We start from the raw sequence: 20,576 nt of genomic DNA, 5'->3' as shown, positions 1-20,576 counted from the left end.
ATTTACACGATTTTCCATGCTGGTCAGAGCTTGTATTGGCAAATCATACGTTACGATGATTTTTGTGTATTTTTGCAGTAAGAATTGCTGGAGCGACAACTAATGAACCAAACGCCGCCATTAGCCTTAGTGAAAACATGGTATCACCTACTGTCATCATCAGAAGACAATGATGTGAAAGCACGCGCACAAGAAATGCTGTTAAAAGCCTTCGAGTCGCCTGAGGCCATCGCGATTTATCTAAAAGAACACAATATCCTTAAGCACTGATCAAAAAAGCCTTAGCGTAGTAAAGGCTACTACGCTAAGGCTTAGTGTTTTTCATATCGAAAAAAGAATAGAAAAGGTTAAGCGTGCTTCGCCGCTTGAATAGCTAATCCTTCGCACACCGAGTTGAAAGCGTCATTCTCTAATCGAGGTAAACCGGTAAGTAGGTTTTCATATAGCGCATCAACGACGATTGGCGATAAACTCATACCTCCTGTGATCATCACCACTTCTGGCTTTTCACTGCTGTTTTCCAAGCATTCCACCACTAGCGCTTTCACTTTATCAAGCCAAGGTTTTAATGCCTTTTTGAGCGAGTCTTGCGAAATCTCCACGTCAAAATCATCTTCGATATAGTGCAGCGGCAAGGTAATGTTCTGCTTACTCGACAGTAGTTCCTTGGCTAATCGAGCCGAGTTCACCACACGGGCAGACAACTTGTTCTCCTGAACAATAAGCAAGCGTTCTAGTTGGGCTGGCTCTTTAATCACAGACATGGTTTGAGAAATATCTAACCCGTAATCGTCAGAGAAAAAGCGAGTAAGAGCAGGAATGTTATCAACCGCACACATGTCAGAGAAGTACGTGGGAGGAACAGGAAGCCCGTTAATCATCTTAAGGCCCATTCCCATTTCTGGGGCAATAGCCTTAAGCACCAAGCTTTTATCGCAATCCATACCGCCTAATCGTCTGCCTGTTACCGACAGAACATCATCTTTGCGATCAAGCTGATTTGAACGCTCTGGGGAAAGCTTAATACAGCAAATATCCGTGGTCCCCCCACCAATATCGACAATCAGCGTAGTGGTATCCCTTGGTAGGGTTTGCTCAATTTTATACGCCGCTGCGATAGGTTCATCTAGGAAATTAACCCCTGTAAACCCGGCTTTCATCGCCGCTTCAGTCATAATTTGAATGGCTTGCGCGTTCCCCTCTTCACCGCGGGTGCCGTGAAACTTAACAGGACGGCCAATAACTGCATTATTAACAGCCTTGCCTAGCTGTTGCTCTGCACACTGTTTAAAATAGGCCAGCTGCTTAGCAATAATACCGATGAATGCTTGTTTTTGGTCACCGTCTAGCGAGGCGCCTAGAAAGTTCTTAGGTGAATAAATTAGACGGCCTTTATCAGGCATTTTAAGAAAGCGTCTAAACCCTTCTTCACCAAACGCAAACTTACCGTGCTCTACCAACCGCAGCAAAGGGATTTCGTCTAGCGACATGGCATGCATCAATTGCGCAATAGCTTTACGCTGTAATGCAGGCTTGTTGTGCAAATCACCGCGCAGCGAGTCGATACGGTCGCTATACATCGCCTGTTCTTTTGGATCTTTTGCCGAATAATAGCCGTCCTTCGCCTTATCTATTTGCTCACTGATAACGCGCTGTAACTGCGCCACTTTCGCTTCAACCATGGCATCAGGAGGCGGCGGCAGTTCATCTTCAAAATAGATGAACACCGAAGAACGGATTTTATTGCCCTTCTTATCTAACGGGTCGAGTTTGATGTGCTGATGGGCCGTTCCATCAAAATACACAACCTCAGAATTTGATGTACCGTAGTCAATCCCAATCGCAGTCATAGTATGTTCGCTCAAAAAGTTAGAAGCGGATTGTAAGTAAATACGAAAGTGCTTTCTAGCTTTGTATGTAATTGAGCTATATTGCTTTTAACAGAGCTATTGCAGCATTTAATTCTGAGTCACTGGCTGTATGCCCGTCCCAAGATACTGCCTGGGGCACAAAGTCCTCTCGATATGAGCCGTTCACATGGTAAAGACGTTCAAAACCCAGCTCTAAAGTTATGGTCGATTCAGGTAGTTGAAATTGATTTATCCCGCCAAGTAAATCAGCCATGGGTGTGCCGATTACCGCCTTTGCACCAATGGCATCAAAGCCAATAGCCATACCTTCTCCCATACTGCCGGTCCAATGACCAACGAGTACCACTACTGGCTTACTGTAATAAGGTAATGAAGGGGTAACATAGGCCAAGTGTAGCTCTGCTTCTTGGTAGGGTTTTCCCGCATTTTGAATTTTGTAACCTTGATATGCGGTTTTGGCATTTACAAAGTGCCCCAAGATAGGCTCAGCTACACCAGTGTTTCCCCCGCTCGGCGTATTACGCAGGTCAATCACTAACCCCTGTGTTGATTCAAGTGACTCAAGAGCTTCTTTGAACGCACGAACGGTTTCAGAATTACCTAGATTATTATTAAAGCGGATGTACCCGATTCCCTCTTTCTGCTTAACTATCAGAGGGGCTTTTGTTCGAAGTAGATTAATAGCGTCGTAGCTAGCTGCTAATAGCACGCGTTTGGCATCATCAAAATCAGACGCCACTTCAATGTGCCTCTCTTGATTGCGACGCCCACCTAAAGCCACATTAACCGCCCACGTTTTATGTGCGTCAGTAAGCGGTAGCAATGTGTTTCCAAAAACGCGATGTATTGCGGCTTCAGTAGACTCGCCGTCAATACCCACAATCACTTCACCTAAGGCTAACTGGCTATTGGCAGCAGCACTGCCCGCTTTAATACGTGTTATAACAAAGTCATCGCCTTGCTTTTCCACCCAAATATCAGACCCCGTTGGCGTGACGCTGTAGTCCGCTTCGTTTAGCGGTGATACGTTAAAATGCGGGTCGATAAAAAACTGCTTCACCACCTGCAATACGTCGACAAACTCCTCTTGCGTTGTCGCGTTTATTGCGAGGGGTTGGTAGTACGCTTTTAAAGCTTCCCAGTCGGTAGGTGCCGTATCTAAGTAGGCGTAGTTATCTTCAACAGTTTGAACAAAGGCTTGCCAGCTTTCTTTCGTATTGAAACCCTGGCTTTGTGCGCAGCTGCTTAGCGGAAGAAGTAGTGACAACAATAAAATAATTAGATAAATCATAATGTTCCCTATTATGAATTGGAGTGATAAGGAAATTGTTCATTTAAGCGCGTAAGAAGCGATTGTTTTTTTAGCGCCTGCTCCATGGTTTTAAGAGAGGCTTCAAGATTTACCTCTATTTCTTCCCAAAGGGCATCATATACGTCTTCAAATTCTTGCATTATCGTCACTATCTGCGCCGCCTCGGCCTTTGCTTTAGGCGCAATATCGTACACGCGCTTTCGCGAGTCTCGTTCATCGGGCACAGAAACAAAAAAGCCGTCTGCAACACTTTGCTTCAACCGACTTTCAATAAGTTGACGTGAAAGACCAATGTGACTTGCTAACTCAGTTGACGAAAGAGGCCCTTGAGTATGAATCGCCAGTACCAGAGAAATACGATTTGCAGGCAGACTAATATTAAGCGCTTCAAATACCTCTTGGCCTTGAGTTGCAATAAGCTCGCTAGCACGCAACAGTATCGCGCCAAACTGAGGACTTCTGATCATAAATAGGCACCTTGTGATTTTTCTTCAAATTCATTTATGAAAATATTTGCGCAAAAATTTTCACAAATCAACTTATTTTTGAATATGTAAGTTTTGGTTAGGTGTTAAAAATGTTTTCCAACTGAGTTACATGGTCTTTGATAAATGACTGAAATAGCTGCGGCATAATGCTAGAGTGAAAGCTAAATAAACAAAGAACCCTACTAAAAAAATATGAGCCATTCAGTACCATTAGTTACGTCATTCGACGTACGTTTTTGTGAAACAGATGCCTTACAGCATGTAAGTAACACAGCATTAGTCGCTTGGTTTGAAGCAGCCAGAGAGCCTATTTTCAGAATGTTTACCCCTGAACTAGACTTACAAAATTGGCCGTTAATTTTAGCCAGCTACAAAGTCGATTTTTTAGCTCAAATTTTTTATGGCAAACCTGTGACGGTTAAAACCTACATTAGCCGGCTAGGCAACAGTGCATTCGACGTGTTTCAAGAGTTATGGCAAGACGATAAGCTGTGCTCAACAGGCATTACCACCATGGTACATTTTGACTATAAAACACAGCGCTCTGCGCCTATACCAGATGAAGTGAAATCAGAACTACAGTCACACTTCAAAGAAATACCAACTAAGTAACAGAGCGCAATACGAGGTCTCCATGAGCGATTTAATTGAAGTTATTGATGATGTGTTACCACCAGAGCTGTGCAAACAACTCATGGAACGCTTTGAAGGCAGCCCTAATTTGTCTCAAGGCCGCACCGGTGGTGGCGTCGACTTAGATAAAAAGCGCAGCATGGATGTATCGATAAGTCGCAACCCGGAATTTAAAGACTTATTTCAACAAGTGATGCAGCACACTGGGCAGCAGCTGGTCTCCTACATTGAAAAGTACTATTTTGCACTTGTTGGGCCTATAGGCTTGACCGTACGCCATCCCAAAACTGGTGAACCGGTAAAAGTAACAGGTGAAAATTTTGATGAAGTGGGTAAACCCAATTTGGCTAATTTGGTGAATTACCTGTTTCGGGTTGGCGATGTAAATGCACAGCGCTACACCGCGGGCAATGGTGGCTACCCGTACTGGCATTCAGAAGTCTATCCACAGCTTCAACATAACGATGCGCTGCACCGCGTGTTGCTGTTTATGTACTACTTAAATGATGTGGAAGAAGGCGGCGAGACGGAATTTTATTATCAAAACCGCGCGGTTAAGCCCAAAGCAGGCAGAATGGTGATTGCGCCAGCCTATTTTACTCACACGCATCGCGGCCAAATTCCAAAAAGTAACGACAAGTACATTTTAACGTCTTGGCTTCTGTTTAACCGCGCTGAACAGATTTATACGCAGGGCTAGCTTAACGATAACTTCGTGATGATGTGCTCTAGCTCGCTGTACTCATTTTTGTCGATAGGTAAGAAGGGTGCAGGTAAGCTAGGAGTTTCACAATAGCCCAAAATTTCTGCCGCGGCTGCAACCACACGCAAGCCGCCGCCATTGCGCGCAAACATGCTCCATATTCCGCTTAACGCTTGTGACTGAGCCTGTGCATCAACAGCATTACCAGACTGAGCGGCGTCGATAATACGCGTTACGGTTCGCGGGAATATTCCCCCTATAACGGAAAGCCAAAGGTCACAACCTTCACTCATTCCTGCTGCGCCAAAACTATCACCACTCACGCCTATAGCAATGTGTGCAGGCATTATCTCTCGTAATGATGCTAATCGGCGAGCGCCTTCGCTATTGCTTGCTCCAGAGGGGGAGATATCCTTGCTAGAACTATTATCCATTGCGCTTTTGGCAAATGGAGTTCCGGGTATTTTAATCGCTCCGATATTCGGTAATTTTCCAATACGGCGGTATAAATCATCGCTGAAGGTAAAATTAGTCACACGAGGATTTTCGTAAACGCAGATAGGCACAGATACCTCGTGACTCACGGCCTCATATAGGCCAAACACTTCTTCTTCGTTAAGCACTTGATAGGATACCGGTGCCAACAACACAGCATTAACACCAGCTTGCTGCACAGCTTCAACGTTTTTTAGCACGTCATAGGTACGCAGCGCCCCAACGCCTGCCATAACAGGAATGCCATTTGCGTGGTCGACAGCGAGTTTGGCTACGTCGTACTTTTGCTCCCGCGTTAGATAAGGATACAGCCCAGTAGAGCCTATCGCGCAGATTGAATCTACGTTCGCCGAAGCCAAATTCTCAACAAGCCCTTTAAATGCTTTGTAATCAATAGCTTCTTGTTTGAATGGAGTAATGGGAAACGCTGATAGTCCTGTAAACACCTGATATCCTTTTTAAACGTTTTATGCTTAAAACCCTTCTACGGCTTCGCCTTTCAAACGGTAACCTACAGACGCAATGTCGCCTTTCCAACCGTCAGTCGACAGTTCGCCGGTTACCCAAATTGCATCGTAAATATTATCTATGCGCACACCTTCTTCAAATTTTACGTAAACAATTTGATTAGACGGCGGCGGTGGTACGTGAATACAGGCTCCGAAATATGGAACAAGTAAGAACTCAGTGGTTAGCTCTGCCGTACCTTCTAGCGGCACAACAAAACCCGGGATTTTCACCCGTTTACCATCAAAGGTATCGACAACTGGTGCGTCAGGCTGAAGCTGACTCATCTCGCCATTATGTTGAACTGAAGGTGGCGCGAGCTCATTAAAGCCCTCAGGCACTAGGTCTTCCCAGTATACTTCAGTAGGAGTTTCATCTGCCAAAGAGTTGAAAGTTACAACCATCATTATTACAGCAAACAATGAAGTCATGGATAATTTATGGTGGATCATACTGCTCTCTATCGTTGAGTATTTTGTTCGCTTTTTTGTATCGGCTTTTGCTTGTCGTTTTCAATCTTCACTTTTTAGCCACATACAAAAAGGGCTGGTATTACACCAGCCCTTTGTATCATCAATTTAAAGCAGCGTGAATTATTCTGCTTCGAAACGCGCGATGCTTGCGGTAATTTCTTCTTTTGCAGCGGCAGCGTCTGCCCAACCGTCAATCTTCACCCATTTGCCTTCTTCAAGATCTTTATAGTGCTCGAAGAAGTGCTCAATTTGCTTAAGAAGAAGCGGAGGTACGTCTGCAATTTCTTTAACGTCACGATAGATAGTAGAAAGCTTGTCTACTGGTACCGCTAGTACTTTTGCGTCTTTACCAGACTCGTCAGTCATGTTTAGTACGCCAACTGGACGACACTTAATGACAGAACCTGCAAGTAGTGGGAACGGAGTCATTACTAGAACGTCAACTGGGTCGCCATCTTCAGACAACGTGTTGTTCACGTAACCGTAGTTAGTTGGGTAGTGCATGCAAGTTGCCATGAAACGGTCAACAAATAGTGCACCTGTGTCTTTGTCTACTTCGTACTTCACCGGGTCAGCGTGTGCTGGAATTTCGATGATCACATTTACTTCGTCTGGTACGTTTTTACCAGCAGAAATAGCACTTAAGCTCATTCTTTGGTCCTTTCAATGATGTATAAGAAATTTTGGGTTAAGTATACGGTGACAGCAGCAAAATAAAAACGCTTTACGACCCATGTCGTACTAATCTCTTTATTTTTCGTTAAATTTTGCTGCTTTTTCGCTATTTCGCGTTGTCGTTGTAGCTCAAGCACATCTCAACTTCTTCTTTAGAGCCGATAATGCACGGTACACGTTGATGAATTTCTTCAGGCATAACTTCCAGAATTCGGCCAGTGCCTGTTTCTGCTTTTCCACCTGCTTGCTCCATTAAGAATGCCATCGGGTTAGCTTCGTAAAGCAAGCGTAATTTACCTGGCTTAGACGGGTCCCTGTTATCGAATGGATACATAAAGATGCCACCGCGACAAAGCAAACGATGAATATCACCCACCATTGCCGCTACCCAGCGCATATTAAAGTTTTTGCCTCTAGGGCCATCTTTACCTGCTAGAAGGTCGGCAATGTATGCCTGCATTGCAGGTTCCCAATGACGCTGGTTGGACGCATTAATCGAAAACTCTGACGTTTGCTCAGGTACTTGAATATTAGGGTGAGTAAGCAGGAAACCACCGTGGGTTTTATCAAGCGTATAAATATGCGTGCCGCGACCCGTCGTCAACGCCAGCATAGTAGACGGGCCATACAGCACATAGCCTGCAGCTACCATCTGCGTTCCAGGCTGTAAGAAAGCAGACGGATCATCTGGTTTCATCCACTGTGGCGCATGGGTAATAGAGAAAATAGTACCAATTAGGCTGTTAATTTCAGTGTTTGACGACCCATCTAGCGGGTCGAAGCTTACTAAGTAATTACCGTCTGGATTACACGGCACAACGTCATCTTCTTCTTCAGACGAAATGGCTTTTACGTAGCCAGATTCCCTTAGCGTGTCTTTTAAAATGTGGTTAGAGATAACGTCTAGCTTTTTCTGTGTTTCGCCCTGTACGTTTTCTGAAAGGGTTGAACCGAGCACGCCAGCAAGTGCGCCTTGACTCACGCGGAAAGAAATTTCTTTACAGCCCGCTAGCAGTGTACGAATGAGTAAAATTAACTCAAGCGGTGCACCGTCTTGTTGCAATTGGGAATTTAAACGTTTCATTGAATGTAAGCCTTTTTTTCGTGTGTAGGGTGTTGTGCTACCAGTCGCTCAGCTTTCCTTACCGGCGTTTGTCTGAAGCACACACAGGTTTTAAACCTGTGGTTAGATTGTAACCGTGTTCTTGGGTAAGTGGAACACGCCCGTAAAATGTCATACACACACCATACCAGTTTGCGCATCATAGATTCTTAGGTGTTTAGCGTATTACAACGGCTTAAGGCATTTATTGAATGATTAAAATTGAATTATCTATAGGCCACGGGGTTCTGATACAGTACCCCAATAACATGATAATTCATTGAGAATGCGCTATGCATGTACATATTTTAGGCATTTGTGGAAGTTTTATGGGCGGCATCGCCGCTATTGCTAAATCACTCGGCCACAAAGTAACAGGGTCTGATAAAAACGTTTATCCGCCCATGAGCACCCAGCTTGAAGCATTAGGCATTGAGTTGACCGAAGGTTATTGCGAAAGCCAATTTGATCCAGCGCCAGATATGGTAGTAATTGGTAACGCGATGTCGCGCGGTAACCCCGCCGTCGAATACGTGTTAAATAGAAATCTTCCTTATACCAGTGGCCCACAATGGTTGCTTGATAACTTACTAAAAGATCGTTGGGTCATTGGGTTATCAGGTACCCACGGTAAAACGACTACTAGCAGTATGGTCGCGTGGATTTTAGAACACGCTGGTCTTAATCCCGGTTATTTGATTGGCGGCGTACCAGAGAATTTTGGCGTATCGGCTCGCGTGGGTGAAAGCCCCTTTTTTGTCATTGAAGCTGACGAATACGACAGCGCATTTTTCGATAAGCGTTCTAAGTTCGTACACTATCGTCCAAAAACCTTGGTAATTAACAACCTTGAGTTTGACCATGCAGATATTTTTGCTGACCTTGGGGCTATTCAAACCCAGTTCCACCATTTGGTTCGCATGGTGCCAGAAAACGGGCTTATTCTTACACCTAACAATACGCCCGCAATTGAAGATATGCTCAAGAAAGGTTGCTGGTCTTCTCGCCAATCGTTGGGCAAAGAGTGGCATGCAGAACTGTTAAAGAAAGACGGCAGTGAATTCAATGTATTACATAACGGCGTTATAACTGGAACGGTAACCTGGGCTTTGGTTGGTCAACACAATGTGGACAATGCTTTAATGGCCATAGCTGCCGCCCACCATGCAGGTGTTACCTTACCTGATGCCATAGACGCCTTATCATTTTTTAAGAATGTTAAGCGTCGCATGGAAGTAAAGGGTGAAGTAAACAACATCACACTTTATGACGACTTTGCACACCACCCTACTGCAATTGCGACTACACTTGATGGACTGCGCAAGAAAGTGGGTAATGCCCGTATTTTGGCTGTGCTAGAGCCGCGCTCTAACACGATGAAAATGGGTGTGCACAAAGATACGCTGGCAAACTCATGGCAGAAAGCCGATGAGGTTTACCTTTATGAACCTGAAGGCATGGACTGGTCGTTAGTCGATTCGGTAGCGCACAGCAACGCGCCTACGCACTGCTTCAGAGATGTAGAGAAGATCGTTCAAGGCGTTTGCAACGTAGCACAACCGGGCGATCATATTCTTGTAATGAGTAACGGCGGTTTTGAAGGCATTCATGGCCGAATACTCGACGCTCTGAAAATGAAGTCCAAATTGTAAATAGACAGAATAAAACGAAGTGTTACCCGATAGACAAGCGCATTATGCTTGTCATCTACAGAGGCTATACAATGAAACATGACAAGCAAGTCACGCTTGCTATCACAGGCGCATCGGGCGCGCCTTATGCGCTTACACTATTGAAATCGCTAGTTAACGCCGATTACCAAGTGTATGTATTAATCTCTTCCGCTGCCAAAGTGGTGTTTGCCACCGAAGAGAACGTCAAGATACCCGGGCGACCCGAAGACGCAGCCGCGTTTTTTGCCGAGCATTGCAATGCAAAGCCAGACCAAATCAAGGTTTTTGGCAAAGAAGAGTGGTTTTCACCAGTAGCTTCAGGCTCAGCGGCCCCCGCAAAAATGGTGGTTTGCCCGTGTTCTACAGGTACGCTTTCGGCCATTAGCATTGGCGCTAGCGACAACCTTATTGAGCGCGCAGCTGATGTCGTTCTAAAAGAGCGTGGACAACTTATTTTGGTGCCCCGTGAAATGCCACTTTCTTCTATTCATCTAGAAAATATGCTCAAGCTTTCGCAAATGGGTGCTACTATTATGCCTGCAGCGCCTGGCTTCTATCACAATCCTAAAACTATCGATGACTTGGTAGATTTTGTGGTGGCGCGCATACTAGACCACCTAGGTATTGAGCAGTCTCTTGTCGCAAGATGGGGCTACCAGTCTTCCAAACATTCTGAGGATTAACCATGTTCGCGTTTGCAAACAGGATTTGCGCAGTTGCGCTGAGCACGCTATTTACATTGTGTATTTCATCACCCGCTTTCGGATGGGGGCAAACCGGTCACCGAGTGACTGGCGCTATTGCCGAGCAATATCTTAGCCCTCTTTCACAAGCTGCACTAATGGAGTTATTACCACACGGTTCGTTGGCTGAAGCCTCAACTCACGCTGACGAAATGCGTTCTGACCCCAGCGAATTTTGGCAGAAAACCGCTAGCCCTTGGCACTATGTATCTGTACCTGAAGGAAAGACCTACGAAGAAGTTGGCGCACCAAAGCAAGGTGATGCGGTTACCGCGTTAAAGCAGTTTACTGAAACGTTAAAAAGCGACACCGCCACCATTGAAGAAAAGCGTCTGGCCCTTCAGTTCATTGTGCATATTATTGGCGACCTTCATCAGCCGCTTCATGCCGGAAACGGAACTGATCGTGGCGGTAACGATGTAAAAGTGCGCTTCTTCTGGCAAGACTCTAACCTACACCGCGTGTGGGACTCGCAAATGCTAGATCAGCGCGACCTGTCGTACTCAGAGTGGACGTCTTGGTTAACAAAAGCTATTACGGCTAAGGATATTCGCAGTTGGGCCACCACCGACCCTATGGTGTGGATTGAAGAAAGCACCGCTATTCGCGATACCATTTATCCTGATGACGCAAACAATATGAGCTATGACTACTTATACAACCACCTGCCTACTGCTAAAAAGCGTTTGCAGATGGCGGGAATTCGCATTGCCATGTATTTGAACAGCGTGTTCGAAGAAGCGAATAAATAGTCTCGCTTCAACCTGGCTGGCGCAGTAAAAGATAAAAAATGGAGGCTTTTGGCCTCCGTTTTCTTTTTAATTAATCATTTATTTCGCTACCAGTAGCGTTTGGCTAACCCAAAAGGTTTAGTCTAAATCTAACGGCTCAGGAGAGAGAATAACGCCCGTGCTATCAGCATACAAATGATCTTCTGGTAAAAACGTAACGCCACCAAAGTTAACGGGCACGTCTACCTCACCAATACTTTCACACTCAGCATTTACTGGAATGGCGGCTACCGCCAAAACACCGATATCTAATTCGGCAAGGCTATCTACTTCTCGCACGCTGCCGTATATCACAACCCCTTCCCAATCGTTGTCGATTGCAACTTGAGCAGAGGATGCATCGAACAGTGCACGACGGCTAGAACCACCGCCATCAATAAGCAGTACTTTTCCAGCGCCGGGCTGAGCAAGTACTCGGTCGATAAGGCCTCTGTCTTCAAAGCATTTAATTGTGGTAATTTCACCACCGAAAGAATACCGGCCACCAAAGCTCGCGAAAATTGGATCTACCACGTCTACGCTATCAGCAAACAAATCGCATAATTCAGATGTGTTGTATTCCATCGTTCTGCCTTACTAAAATTGAGAAGACTAAAATTAAGTGAAAACAAAGCGCTGCTTACGCTTCTAAAACTAGCATAGCATTAAATGTGGCAATGCAAACGTTTGATTTAACGCCTTTCGTCGAATTTTCTACTTTTTTTAAAACTCATCAATACTTGCTCTCCCCTCCCCAAAATGAGCACATATTTTGCTTAGCTTTTTGTCTTTTACAGCCATTCCCAATATCTGTTCGCCAGGACAAAAGAAAAAGTAAAAGCGAGGCTCGCTGTCAAAAAAGTTTCTTTTTTTCGTCACCCACTGGTCACAGATGAACTTTAGCCTGTGCAGTAATTAACCGATAGGGGACAAGGCGATGTTGATTAAATCCTTGACCAAATACGATACTGACTTGTTTTATCGCCTGTACAAACTGACGCAAAAAAGAGACTGCAGAAGTATTATCTGGCTGTCGAAAACCGGCGATGGTTACCTGTACCTTGTTATCGGTGCGCTGCTTTGGGCATTTGAGCCTGAACACGGTGAGCTTTTCCTCTACACAGCGCTGATGGCTTATGCGCTGGAATTACCCATTTATGTGCTGCTTAAGAAAATGTTCAAGCGCCCTCGCCCTTGCGATTTTCTAATGAATTTAACAGCACATGTCACGCCTTCTGATAAATTCTCTCTTCCTTCAGGCCACACGGCAGCAGCCACATTGATGGCGAGCATAGTGGCTCATTATTATCCGTCGTTTGCGGTATTGGCTTACAGCTGGGCCGCGTTAATTGGTCTTTCACGTGTGTTACTGGGTGTTCATTACCCGTCAGACGTGATCGCAGGGACACTTTTAGGCGTTACAATAGCAACGTTGAGCATTTCTATTCTGGGGTAGCATGAGATTATTGTATGGTGTGCAAGGCACCGGTAACGGACACATCGCCCGTGCACGAATAATGGCTGCAGCACTGGCACAGCGCGATGACATTAACGTTGACTTTGTATTTACCGGTCGTCCCCCTGAGAAGTATTTCGACATGGAAATATTCGGAGAATACCGAACCTTTACTGGCCTGAGCTTTATCACCAAAGGAGGCCGGGTTGATAAATGGGCGACCGTTAAAGATGCAAATGTAAGCCAGTTTATTAAAGACGTGAAAGCCTTTGATACCAGCAACTACGATTTGCTGGTCAATGACTTTGAGCCCGTTACGGCGTGGGCAGCTAAACAGCAAGGTCTACCTTCTATTTCGATTAGCCATCAGGCTGCATTTGCCTACGACGTCCCTAAAAGTGGCAACACGATTTTCGATTCCTTGCTAATGAAAGTGTTTGCACCAACAGAGATTCAACTAGGTGTGCACTGGTATCACTTCAATCAACCGATTATTCCGCCATTCGTTGCAGAAAAGCCGATTGTGTCTTCGGGAAATGGTCACGTTCTGGTTTACTTACCTTTTGAAGATATTGAAGATGTTCAACAAATGTTGGAACCGCTAAGCGATCAGGTTTTCGAATGCTTTCACCCGAACATCGATGAAGCGAAAGAAGTGGGACATATTCATTGGCACCCTACATCTAAGAAGCACTTTCAAAAAGCCCTACAGCACGCCAGTGGCGTAATCGCCAATGGGGGGTTTGAGCTATCGAGTGAGGCACTTCAACTGGGCAAGAAGCTGCTTATAAAACCTTTACACGGCCAGTTTGAGCAACTATCGAATGTGCTTACATTAAATAAATTGGATTTATGCCACACCCTGTTTCAACTTGATACCGACATTGTTGAAGAGTGGCTAGAAGCTCCCGACAACGAAGCAATTGCCTTTCCAGACAACCCCAACATTCTTATCGATTGGCTTAAAAACAAAGACTTTTCTGATACACAAAGCCTGTGCGATGCGCTTTGGAAAAACGTTCGATATGGCGATAAAACACAAGAACGATTATTGGCTCTTGCAATTTAACGCCGCAATGCGATGATAGCGGCATTTGTCGTATTCTTCGCGGGATTTTTCGTGCTTAAAAAGTCAGTTGTTTTCTTGCTAACACTCACAGCATTATGTGGCTGTGGTTACAAAGGGGCGCTCTACATTCCTGAGGCGCCTGCACAAAACACGTCTGCTGAACCAGCGTCTTCTGAAAATGCAGAAACCGGCGCCGACTCTGACACCAATAACACTTCACCCGCAACTACTTCTGGAGAGCTGAACTAGTGGATTATTTCGCCTACAGCCAAGGTCAGCTTCATGCTGAACAAGTGGCTGTTTCTGATATTGCAGCCCAGCATGGAACGCCGGTTTACATCTATTCACGTGCAACATTAGAGCGTCACTGGCACGCATTTAATGATGCCATTGGTGAGCACCCTCACCTTGTGTGTTACGCGGTAAAAGCGAATTCGAACATCGGTGTATTAAGCGTTCTAGCCAAATTAGGTTCAGGCTTTGATATCGTTTCAGCAGGTGAACTCGCTCGCGTAATCGAGGCCGGTGGCGATGCAAGTAAGGTAGTATTTTCAGGCGTTGGTAAAAAGCATGATGAAATTCGCTATGCGCTAGAACAAGGCATCATGTGTTTCAACGTAGAATCAGAGCCAGAGCTTCATCGAATTAACCAGGTTGCAGGCGAAATGGGCGTGAAAGCCCCTATTTCACTGCGCATAAACCCGGATGTGGATGCCAAAACTCACCCTTATATTTCTACAGGCTTGAAGGCAAATAAATTCGGTATTGCCCGTGAGCGAGCGCTTGCTACCTATGAATTGGCCGCATCGCTACCTCATTTAAATGTTGTTGGTATGGACTGCCATATCGGCTCGCAGCTCACAGAAATCGGCCCATTTGTAGACGCCTTGGAGCGCTTGCTTCTGCTTATTGATGAATTAGCTGAACGCAACATTATCATTGAACATTTAGATGTGGGCGGTGGTCTTGGCGTTACTTATAACAACGAGCAACCACCTCATCCTAAAGCCTATGCACAAGCCATGGCTGAAAAAATGGTAGGCCGAGAAAACCTAAAGCTTATTCTTGAGCCAGGCCGCGCTATTGCAGCAAACGCTGGTATTTTAGTTACCGAAGTTGAATTCATTAAAGAAGGTGAAGAAAAAAGCTTCGCCATTGTCGACGCTGCAATGAACGATTTATTACGCCCTGCACTTTACTCAGCATGGCAAAAAATTATTCCTGTAAAAGAAGAAACTACGGCAACACCACGTATCTACGATGTGGTAGGCCCAGTGTGTGAAACTGGTGACTTTATAGGAAAAGATCGTGAATTAGCCATTGAACCAACAGACTTACTTGCAGTTCGCAGCGCCGGTGCCTATGGTTTTGTTATGGCGTCAAACTACAACAGTCGCTGTCGTCCAGCCGAGATTATGGTAGACGGTGACAAAGCAATTGTGGTTCGCGAAAGAGAAAAACAAAAAGATCTCTGGCAAGGTGAGTACAAACTTCCGTAAACTAGAGACAAACTAACAAGATAGATGCGCGTTTAATGCAGGTTCAATTTTCTAAAATGCACGGTTTGGGTAACGATTTCATGGTTATTGATAACGTTACTCAGAACGTCTTTTTCTCTAAAGAAAAAATTCAGCAACTGGCTAACCGAAACTTCGGCATTGGCTTCGACCAGCTGTTGATGGTGGAACCGCCTTACGATCCTGAGCAAGACTTCCACTATCGTATCTTCAATGCGGATGGTTCGGAAGTAGAACAGTGTGGCAATGGCGCGCGCTGCTTCGCACGTTTTGTTAAGCAAAAAGGTCTCATTAATCGCAACAAAATTGTCGTAAGCACCAAAGCTGGAAAAATGGTGCTGTATCTTGAGAAAGATGGTCAGGTTACTGTGAACATGGGTAAACCTGAATTCGAACCTGCGAATATTCCACTTAAAGCCAATAAGCAAGAAAACACCTACATATTGCGAGTCGGCGAGAGCACGCTATTCATTGGTGCGGCATCGATGGGTAACCCACATTGCGTGATGGAAGTCGACGACGTTGATACTGCTAATGTGGCCGAGATTGGTCCGCTTGTTGAAAAGCACGAACGCTTCCCTGAAGGCGTAAACGTTGGCTTTATGCAAATAATCAATGAGTCACATATTAAACTTCGCGTATTTGAACGAGGTTCAGGTGAGACCTTGGCCTGTGGTAGCGGCGCTTGTGCAGCGGTTGCAATTGGCCAGATTCAGGGTAAATTAGGAAAAGACGTGCGGGTGGACTTACCCGGAGGCAGTTTACGTATACGCTGGCCTGGCCCAGATAACGTGTTAAAAATGACAGGGCCTGCTGAGCACGTGTACGACGGACATATAAATCTATGAGCGAATTATCAGGGCAGTCTAACGCTACGCAATTGATTGAGCCATTTAACGACACAACGGAATTGTCGAGTGCCGATGTGCGCGCGTTCTTGTTACAAAACCCTGAGTTCTTTGCCGAGCACTCCGACCTTCTTGAAAAAATTAAGCTTCCCCACGAGCAGAAAGGCAGTGTTTCACTGGTAGAAATTCAAAGCGATCAGCTTCGAAAGAAAGTTAGGCAGCTTAATTTTAAACTCAATCAGCTGGTGAGCATCGCTAAACAAAACGAAAAAATATATCGCGTTTACACCGATTTAAACGTGCAGCTTCTGCGCTGTGAAAGTGTTGCCGAAGTTCAGTTTACTTTGGAAGATGTGCTTCAAGAGCGTTTACAATTGTCGTCGGCGGTCATTAAAAGCTTTAAAGGTCCGCACGCGATCCCCGAACTACAGCAACGTTTATTTACTGAAAAACGCTTTAAAAATACCAACTTTTTCTTTGGTCGATTATCTCAGCACGAACGCCAGCTTCTTTTCGGAGAAAGCCCTGCGGAGTCTGTAGCGCTAATGCTGCTTGGTGACAACCGTGAACTCGGTATTTTAGGTATTAGCAGCAGTGACGCCAGCCACTTCACCCCAGATATGGACACCTTGTTACTTCAACAGCTTCAGCAAGTGCTTAATATCATCTTGCCTGAAATGATGGGATATTAGGTGTAGTGTCTACGGACGCATTGATAAGCGAACCTTGCCAGCAATGGCTAGATAAGTTTCTGCTACATCTACAGGTAGAACGTGGGTTATCTCTTCACACTATCAAAAATTATCAGCGCCAGCTTACCGAAGTTGCAAAGCTACTTGGGCTTTACGAGTGGTCGGGACTAACGCCAAGCGACATAAAGCGGGTAATGGCTGATGCAAAGATGTCAGGGCACAGCCCGCGCAGTATAGCATTGCGCCTATCGGCACTTAGAACCTTCTGCCAATATCTTATCTATCATCAGCAACTATTCAGCAACCCTGTAGAAGGTATTCAAGCTCCGAAACAAGGGAAGCCATTGCCTAAGCAACTAAGCGTGGATGAAATGCAGCAGCTTCTTAATGCCTCCCCCCGAAGCAGTGACGACGATGAGGGTATGCAGTTACGTGATGTGGCTATGTTTGAGCTACTCTATGGCTGTGGACTGCGCTTGAGCGAACTGACAGGGCTTAATTTGGCCGACTGTCTAAAGGACGGTACGGTGAAGGTCATGGGTAAAGGAAGTAAACAGCGAATACTTCCGTTAGGCCGACACGCACAAAAAGCACTTAACGCGTGGTTAAAGGTACGCCCTGCCTACGCATCACCTTACGAAAGTGCGGTCTTTGTGAGTAAGCGCAAAACCCGCATATCCAATCGACAAGTCGCTAATCGCCTCGATAAAATGGCAAGCGAACAGTCGCTGTCACAAAAAGTAAGCCCTCACAAACTGCGCCATTCCTTTGCTACGCACGTATTAGAATCCAGCGGAGATTTGCGTGCGGTTCAAGAGCTATTAGGTCATGCTAACTTGTCAACAACACAAGTTTATACCCATCTGGATTTTCAGCATCTCGCTAATGTTTATGACGCGGCTCACCCTCGCGCACATAAGAAATAACGCTACTAGAAGGTTTCCCAATGCAGTTTTTCAGGTCTATCAATAACGTCGAGGCTATGACCTTCGACCTTGATGACACCCTTTACAATAATGAACCCATTATTCGACGCGCAGAGCAAGCCCTTCAAGCGCATATTGCTGAACATCACAAACATGCGGCTAAGCTAACATCGCTTGATTGGCTACAGCTTAAACGTGCGGCTATCGCCAAAGACGCGCGGTTGGCTTCTGATATGGGGCAGCTTCGTCGCGTTGTATTAAGCGCTGCACTATCTGGCACGCCAGCAAACCAGTTATCAATAGTCCCTACAGAAGACACTGCATTACGTGCTGCTGTAGACGGCTGCTTTAATTGTTTTTATGACGCAAGAAGCGATTTTGCATTAGCCAGTAATGTTCACCACACCCTCGATAAACTTAGCCAGCATTTACCGCTCGTTGGTATTACTAACGGCAATGTAAACGCGCAAAAAGTAGGGTTAGACCGTTATTTCACGGCGATCTTACACGCCAGTGTGGAACGGCCCATGAAGCCTGCTCAAAACATGTTTGATGAAGCGGCCTCACTGGTAAAGGTAACGCCGTCGCACATTTTACATGTGGGCGATAATATTATTAAAGACGTGTTCGGTGCCATTAATGCCGGCTATCAGTCGGCTTGGTTTGCATGTAATCGTCCAATGCAGTTGAAATTTGAATCCGTTTCAGTACTTCCACACGTTCAGCTTGATTCATTAGAAGAGCTTATTCAATTTGTCTAGGCGCTATTTATCCCTAAAATACAGACCTTTACTACGCTTTCGTTTTGCGGGATGTGAACCTTTGGATAAACCGCATTATTAAAGGTCTAGAGAGCCGCACTTAGGGTGTATAGATTTTAACGCTCACTCATTATACACTGAAAACTGAAGTCGTAGTTTTTGTGTCCTCATGGAAAAACCTGCTATCTCGAAGTCAAGGTCGCAACAAGCGTCCAAGGTAGATAAGCCAACCTCGAATGTTCATGAACATGCCGAGACAGGTCGTTCTTTTTGGCCGTTTAAGCCACTGTCTGGCTTGTATCAAGATGTATTTATTATCTTGTCTTGGATTGCCATATGGCAAATTGGACGCATTGTTGAATACACTGAACACGCCAGTGTTTGGTTTCCTGCGGCAGGCTACACCCTTGCATGCTTCTTAGTTTTAGGTTGGCGCGCGGTAGTGCCTATTATGGTGGCCGCCATTGCGATTACCGTCTGGAATGGTCATAACTACTCGCTGCCGTTAAGTAACGTAGAAATGATGTGGGGCGGCGTGTTATTCGGCGTTGCACATATGCTTCCTTACTATGCAGGAGCCAGTGTTCTCGGCCATCTATTGAGAAAACCCGACGTCACCACACCCCAATTAATCGTCTCGTTCTTAATTATCGGCTGTATTTCGTCGTTAGTTGCCACGCAACTTGTCATTGGTTCACTTGTTCTCACTAATCAGATGTCAGCGGCGGATATTGAAGATGCGATGCTGCCCTTTTGGATAGGGGATATGGCTGGTGTTGTTGTGCTTGCACCTCTTTTTGCTGGCTTGTTAGTAAAAATAAGTGTGGCTTCTAAAATAGACCTCTTGGCATTTTCTAACTGCGCTTCATCCGATTTACACAGCTACTTTAAGAAAGTGGCAATCAATTTGGCCCTCATACTATTCGTCATGTTACTGGCAAAACTTACCCAGTCTCGTGACAGTGCATTTGCTATCTTTTTTCTCGCCATTACCCACATGTGGATAGCGTGTACTGAAAGTACGAAGCGCAATGTTATAAGCCTTGCAATAAGCAGCCTATGTATTGTTTTGCTAGTGCATATATTCGCCTTAATGGATTACGTCAAAGTGTATCAGTTTGCACTCAACGTTATTGCAGCCAACGCGTTGTTTGGTATAGCCATTCCTCAGTTACAAGCAGACAATGCTCTGCTCAAAGACCGTGTTTTTGTGGATACCTTAACCCAAGCTTATACGCGGGAGTATTTGGCCCAGCGCAGCGCACTTGAAATGGCTCAGAGCCGTGAATCGGGAAGCTCGCTCTATTTCGTTATGTTTGATTTAGATAAGTTTAAACGTATTAACGACGAATTAGGCCATGTAGACGGCGACAATGCATTGCGCCGCTTAAGTCAGGTGACGAAGGATATTGTGCGTAAAGCGGATGTTTTTGCCCGTTTCGGCGGCGACGAATTTGTACTGCTTCTGCCTAATATCAACGAGCAAAACGCCCTTAATTTGGTGGAAAAGGTACGTGAAGGTATAAACGCAATCATTATTTCAGAAGTGTCATTATCATCGAGCTTCGGCGTCACTCTTATGCAGCAAAGCGATACACTCGAGACGCTCATTCAGCGCGCCGACCGCGCACTCTACGCATCAAAAGAAAAAGGCGGCAACACAATAACCCTCAAATAATGGGGTCAGAGTACATTTAATCGCTCAAAAACCCCTGAAGACGAAAATGTACTCTGACCCTGAGGGATCCCCACGAATTTAATTTCATATGCCTCCGGCCCAGGCTGCGTCAACTATGGAGCTGTACCATTTGAGTGCAGCTTTCCACTGTCGCATAGTAAATCGTATTCGACAAGCGACAGCC

Annotated in this window: 23 protein-coding genes; 15 read left to right on the top strand and 8 right to left on the bottom strand. The window is 45.4% G+C overall.

Annotated features, from left to right (window positions below; all coding sequences use genetic code 11):
* Positions 1–102: 102 nt before the first annotated feature.
* On the top strand, positions 103–270 hold the full coding sequence (locus QME20_RS18050) for a hypothetical protein (protein WP_012516741.1): 168 nt from the start codon (positions 103–105) through the stop codon (positions 268–270).
* Between the two features lie 77 nt (positions 271–347).
* On the opposite strand, the gene QME20_RS18045 is transcribed toward QME20_RS18050, so the two are convergent.
* The 3 genes from QME20_RS18045 to QME20_RS18035 all read right to left on the bottom strand — a co-directional run bounded on the left by QME20_RS18045 (position 348) and on the right by QME20_RS18035 (position 3,650).
* Positions 348–1,850, bottom strand: coding sequence for an Hsp70 family protein (locus tag QME20_RS18045; RefSeq protein ID WP_281716359.1), 1,503 nt, complete (start codon positions 1,848–1,850; stop codon positions 348–350).
* 76 nt (positions 1,851–1,926) lie between these two features.
* A complete protein-coding gene (locus QME20_RS18040) occupies positions 1,927–3,162 on the bottom strand; it encodes a S41 family peptidase (protein ID WP_281716358.1) in 1,236 nt (411 codons plus the stop codon).
* 11 nt (positions 3,163–3,173) lie between these two features.
* Positions 3,174–3,650 carry a hypothetical protein gene (locus QME20_RS18035; protein WP_281716357.1) on the bottom strand — a complete coding sequence of 159 codons (477 nt, stop codon included), beginning with the start codon at positions 3,648–3,650 and terminating at the stop codon, positions 3,174–3,176.
* Between the two features lie 213 nt (positions 3,651–3,863).
* On the opposite strand from QME20_RS18035, the gene QME20_RS18030 reads away from it, so the two are divergent.
* On the top strand, positions 3,864–4,283 hold the full coding sequence (locus QME20_RS18030) for a thioesterase family protein (protein WP_156077736.1): 420 nt from the start codon (positions 3,864–3,866) through the stop codon (positions 4,281–4,283).
* A gap of 22 nt (positions 4,284–4,305) precedes the next feature.
* Complete coding sequence (locus QME20_RS18025; RefSeq protein ID WP_278343646.1) at positions 4,306–5,004, top strand: 2OG-Fe(II) oxygenase; 699 nt, start codon at positions 4,306–4,308, stop codon at positions 5,002–5,004.
* Here the strand turns inward: QME20_RS18025 and QME20_RS18020 are convergent.
* The 4 genes from QME20_RS18020 to QME20_RS18005 all read right to left on the bottom strand — a co-directional run bounded on the left by QME20_RS18020 (position 5,001) and on the right by QME20_RS18005 (position 8,241).
* Entirely contained in the window at positions 5,001–5,948 is a 948-nt protein-coding gene (locus tag QME20_RS18020) for a dihydrodipicolinate synthase family protein (protein ID WP_281716356.1), read from the bottom strand. The genes QME20_RS18025 and QME20_RS18020 overlap by 4 nt on opposite strands.
* Before the next feature lie 27 nt (positions 5,949–5,975).
* Positions 5,976–6,461, bottom strand: coding sequence for a DUF3299 domain-containing protein (locus QME20_RS18015; RefSeq protein ID WP_014947862.1), 486 nt, complete (start codon positions 6,459–6,461; stop codon positions 5,976–5,978).
* A 141-nt stretch (positions 6,462–6,602) separates the two neighbouring features.
* Positions 6,603–7,133 (bottom strand): inorganic diphosphatase, encoded by a 531-nt coding sequence (gene ppa / locus QME20_RS18010; protein ID WP_014947861.1) that lies wholly within the window; start codon positions 7,131–7,133, stop codon positions 6,603–6,605.
* A gap of 130 nt (positions 7,134–7,263) precedes the next feature.
* On the bottom strand, positions 7,264–8,241 hold the full coding sequence (locus tag QME20_RS18005; protein ID WP_014947860.1) for a class 1 fructose-bisphosphatase: 978 nt from the start codon (positions 8,239–8,241) through the stop codon (positions 7,264–7,266).
* 311 nt (positions 8,242–8,552) lie between these two features.
* Between QME20_RS18005 and mpl the strand changes: the two genes are divergently transcribed.
* From mpl to QME20_RS17990, 3 genes are all read left to right on the top strand, one after another.
* Positions 8,553–9,911, top strand: coding sequence for a UDP-N-acetylmuramate:L-alanyl-gamma-D-glutamyl-meso-diaminopimelate ligase (gene mpl / locus QME20_RS18000; protein ID WP_281716355.1), 1,359 nt, complete (start codon positions 8,553–8,555; stop codon positions 9,909–9,911).
* Between the two features lie 71 nt (positions 9,912–9,982).
* A complete protein-coding gene (locus tag QME20_RS17995; protein WP_014947858.1) occupies positions 9,983–10,615 on the top strand; it encodes a flavin prenyltransferase UbiX in 633 nt (210 codons plus the stop codon).
* A 2-nt stretch (positions 10,616–10,617) separates the two neighbouring features.
* Positions 10,618–11,427 carry a S1/P1 nuclease gene (locus tag QME20_RS17990; RefSeq protein WP_239241650.1) on the top strand — a complete coding sequence of 270 codons (810 nt, stop codon included), beginning with the start codon at positions 10,618–10,620 and terminating at the stop codon, positions 11,425–11,427.
* A gap of 117 nt (positions 11,428–11,544) precedes the next feature.
* Here QME20_RS17990 and rraA read toward each other — a convergent pair whose 3' ends face one another.
* Positions 11,545–12,030, bottom strand: coding sequence for a ribonuclease E activity regulator RraA (gene rraA / locus QME20_RS17985; RefSeq protein WP_014947855.1), 486 nt, complete (start codon positions 12,028–12,030; stop codon positions 11,545–11,547).
* A gap of 352 nt (positions 12,031–12,382) precedes the next feature.
* On the opposite strand from rraA, the gene QME20_RS17980 reads away from it, so the two are divergent.
* From QME20_RS17980 to QME20_RS17940, 9 genes are all read left to right on the top strand, one after another.
* Positions 12,383–12,901 (top strand): phosphatase PAP2 family protein, encoded by a 519-nt coding sequence (locus QME20_RS17980; RefSeq protein ID WP_014947854.1) that lies wholly within the window; start codon positions 12,383–12,385, stop codon positions 12,899–12,901.
* Between the two features lies 1 nt (position 12,902).
* Positions 12,903–13,970, top strand: coding sequence for an MJ1255/VC2487 family glycosyltransferase (locus QME20_RS17975; protein ID WP_014947853.1), 1,068 nt, complete (start codon positions 12,903–12,905; stop codon positions 13,968–13,970).
* Between the two features lie 12 nt (positions 13,971–13,982).
* On the top strand, positions 13,983–14,219 hold the full coding sequence (locus tag QME20_RS17970) for a lipoprotein (protein ID WP_014975353.1): 237 nt from the start codon (positions 13,983–13,985) through the stop codon (positions 14,217–14,219).
* Complete coding sequence (gene lysA, locus QME20_RS17965; RefSeq protein WP_014975352.1) at positions 14,219–15,469, top strand: diaminopimelate decarboxylase; 1,251 nt, start codon at positions 14,219–14,221, stop codon at positions 15,467–15,469. The genes QME20_RS17970 and lysA overlap by 1 nt, the downstream gene beginning before the upstream one ends.
* A 35-nt stretch (positions 15,470–15,504) precedes the next feature.
* On the top strand, positions 15,505–16,335 hold the full coding sequence (gene dapF / locus QME20_RS17960; RefSeq protein WP_110289021.1) for a diaminopimelate epimerase: 831 nt from the start codon (positions 15,505–15,507) through the stop codon (positions 16,333–16,335).
* Entirely contained in the window at positions 16,332–17,027 is a 696-nt protein-coding gene (locus QME20_RS17955) for a DUF484 family protein (RefSeq protein WP_014975351.1), read from the top strand. The genes dapF and QME20_RS17955 overlap by 4 nt, the downstream gene beginning before the upstream one ends.
* 5 nt (positions 17,028–17,032) lie before the next feature.
* Entirely contained in the window at positions 17,033–17,953 is a 921-nt protein-coding gene (gene xerC / locus QME20_RS17950; protein ID WP_281716354.1) for a tyrosine recombinase XerC, read from the top strand.
* Between the two features lie 20 nt (positions 17,954–17,973).
* On the top strand, positions 17,974–18,714 hold the full coding sequence (locus tag QME20_RS17945; RefSeq protein WP_281716353.1) for an HAD-IA family hydrolase: 741 nt from the start codon (positions 17,974–17,976) through the stop codon (positions 18,712–18,714).
* A gap of 169 nt (positions 18,715–18,883) precedes the next feature.
* Entirely contained in the window at positions 18,884–20,392 is a 1,509-nt protein-coding gene (locus tag QME20_RS17940) for a diguanylate cyclase (protein ID WP_281716352.1), read from the top strand.
* The last annotated feature ends 184 nt before the right edge of the window (positions 20,393–20,576 follow it).

The sequence above is a fragment of the Alteromonas sp. CyTr2 genome, from assembly GCF_947311905.1.
GTDB lineage: Bacteria > Pseudomonadota > Gammaproteobacteria > Enterobacterales > Alteromonadaceae > Alteromonas > Alteromonas macleodii.
The sequence above is the reverse complement of the archived record's forward strand: the minus strand, read 5'-3'. Positions and strand labels throughout refer to the sequence as shown.

Bases quoted from the DNA above. Each gene is read 5' to 3' on its own strand.
- QME20_RS18050 (WP_012516741.1), top strand. From the start codon at position 103: ATGAACCAAACGCCGCCATTAGCCTTAGTGAAAACATGGTATCACCTA.
- QME20_RS18045 (WP_281716359.1), bottom strand. From the start codon at position 1,850: ATGACTGCGATTGGGATTGACTACGGTACATCAAATTCTGAGGTTGTG.
- QME20_RS18040 (WP_281716358.1), bottom strand. From the start codon at position 3,162: ATGATTTATCTAATTATTTTATTGTTGTCACTACTTCTTCCGCTAAGC.
- QME20_RS18035 (WP_281716357.1), bottom strand. From the start codon at position 3,650: ATGATCAGAAGTCCTCAGTTTGGCGCGATACTGTTGCGTGCTAGCGAG.
- QME20_RS18030 (WP_156077736.1), top strand. From the start codon at position 3,864: ATGAGCCATTCAGTACCATTAGTTACGTCATTCGACGTACGTTTTTGT.
- QME20_RS18025 (WP_278343646.1), top strand. From the start codon at position 4,306: ATGAGCGATTTAATTGAAGTTATTGATGATGTGTTACCACCAGAGCTG.
- QME20_RS18015 (WP_014947862.1), bottom strand. From the start codon at position 6,461: ATGATCCACCATAAATTATCCATGACTTCATTGTTTGCTGTAATAATG.
- ppa (WP_014947861.1), bottom strand. From the start codon at position 7,133: ATGAGCTTAAGTGCTATTTCTGCTGGTAAAAACGTACCAGACGAAGTA.
- QME20_RS18005 (WP_014947860.1), bottom strand. From the start codon at position 8,241: ATGAAACGTTTAAATTCCCAATTGCAACAAGACGGTGCACCGCTTGAG.
- mpl (WP_281716355.1), top strand. From the start codon at position 8,553: ATGCATGTACATATTTTAGGCATTTGTGGAAGTTTTATGGGCGGCATC.
- QME20_RS17995 (WP_014947858.1), top strand. From the start codon at position 9,983: ATGAAACATGACAAGCAAGTCACGCTTGCTATCACAGGCGCATCGGGC.
- QME20_RS17990 (WP_239241650.1), top strand. From the start codon at position 10,618: ATGTTCGCGTTTGCAAACAGGATTTGCGCAGTTGCGCTGAGCACGCTA.
- rraA (WP_014947855.1), bottom strand. From the start codon at position 12,030: ATGGAATACAACACATCTGAATTATGCGATTTGTTTGCTGATAGCGTA.
- QME20_RS17980 (WP_014947854.1), top strand. From the start codon at position 12,383: ATGTTGATTAAATCCTTGACCAAATACGATACTGACTTGTTTTATCGC.
- QME20_RS17975 (WP_014947853.1), top strand. From the start codon at position 12,903: ATGAGATTATTGTATGGTGTGCAAGGCACCGGTAACGGACACATCGCC.
- QME20_RS17970 (WP_014975353.1), top strand. From the start codon at position 13,983: ATGATAGCGGCATTTGTCGTATTCTTCGCGGGATTTTTCGTGCTTAAA.
- dapF (WP_110289021.1), top strand. From the start codon at position 15,505: ATGCAGGTTCAATTTTCTAAAATGCACGGTTTGGGTAACGATTTCATG.
- QME20_RS17955 (WP_014975351.1), top strand. From the start codon at position 16,332: ATGAGCGAATTATCAGGGCAGTCTAACGCTACGCAATTGATTGAGCCA.
- QME20_RS17945 (WP_281716353.1), top strand. From the start codon at position 17,974: ATGCAGTTTTTCAGGTCTATCAATAACGTCGAGGCTATGACCTTCGAC.
- QME20_RS17940 (WP_281716352.1), top strand. From the start codon at position 18,884: ATGGAAAAACCTGCTATCTCGAAGTCAAGGTCGCAACAAGCGTCCAAG.